Origin of the sequence: Staphylococcus sp. EG-SA-15 (assembly GCF_017151895.1) — a bacterium.
GTDB lineage: Bacteria > Bacillota > Bacilli > Staphylococcales > Staphylococcaceae > Staphylococcus > Staphylococcus aureus.
The window spans coordinates 1-263 of record NZ_JACVZN010000100.1 but is presented as its reverse complement, the minus strand read 5'-3'; the positions used below and the strand labels follow the sequence as shown (position 1 = coordinate 263).

At 51.0% G+C, this 263-nt stretch carries 1 tRNA gene and 1 rRNA gene; both read left to right on the top strand.

Annotation, left to right across the window (positions count from 1 at the left end):
• The first annotated feature begins 11 nt into the window (after positions 1-11).
• A 5S ribosomal RNA gene (gene rrf, locus IDG64_RS14525) occupies positions 12-126 on the top strand.
• 10 nt (positions 127-136) lie between these two features.
• Positions 137-211: transfer RNA gene (locus tag IDG64_RS14520), tRNA-Asn, on the top strand.
• Positions 212-263 lie beyond the last annotated feature (52 nt).

The window sequence follows — 263 nt, the reverse complement described above, 5'->3', positions numbered from 1 at the left end:
ACATTCATATGTCTGGTGACTATAGCAAGGAGGTCACACCTGTTCCCATGCCGAACACAGAAGTTAAGCTCCTTAGCGTCGATGGTAGTCGAACTTACGTTCCGCTAGAGTAGAACGTTGCCAGGCATAATATTAATCCACAGTAGCTCAGTGGTAGAGCTATCGGCTGTTAACCGATCGGTCGTAGGTTCGAGTCCTACCTGTGGAGCCATGGCTCCTTGGTCAAGCGGTTAAGACACCGCCCTTTCACGGCGGTAACACGG